This window comes from Geobacillus sp. ZGt-1 (assembly GCF_001026865.1).
Taxonomy (GTDB): Bacteria; Bacillota; Bacilli; order Bacillales; family Anoxybacillaceae; genus Geobacillus; species Geobacillus thermoleovorans.
The window spans coordinates 1-254 of the sequence record NZ_LDPD01000114.1; the positions used below are offsets into that span (position 1 = coordinate 1).

Consider the following 254-nt stretch of genomic DNA (forward strand, 5'->3'; position numbering starts at 1 on the left):
ATGTGGCTGAATAGTTACTTATAAGGTATATTTTTATATAACTCTTTTTTTCCAGAAATAGTTTCTAAAAAAATAATTGGAGCTTTAAAAGGAAAATCTTGATCAATACAAATTGTAACTTCAATGGATATTTCACCAAAAGTAATGGATCCAAAAACTTTGTTCTCGTCAATAAGAGAAAAGCCGAGTCGTTTAAACTCAGCTAAAATTTCTTTTTTAGTTTCCATGTTTTATTTCACCGCTATCTTGTAAAG

General features: G+C 28.0%; 1 protein-coding gene. It reads right to left on the bottom strand.

Annotation, left to right across the window (positions count from 1 at the left end; all coding sequences use genetic code 11):
* Positions 1-14: 14 nt before the first annotated feature.
* A complete protein-coding gene (locus VU18_RS15920; RefSeq protein ID WP_047758499.1) occupies positions 15-227 on the bottom strand; it encodes a hypothetical protein in 213 nt (70 codons plus the stop codon).
* Between the last annotated feature and the right edge of the window lie 27 nt (positions 228-254).

Excerpts from the sequence above, each read along its gene's own strand:
- VU18_RS15920 (WP_047758499.1), bottom strand. The coding sequence starts at position 227 with ATGGAAACTAAAAAAGAAATTTTAGCTGAGTTTAAACGACTCGGCTTT.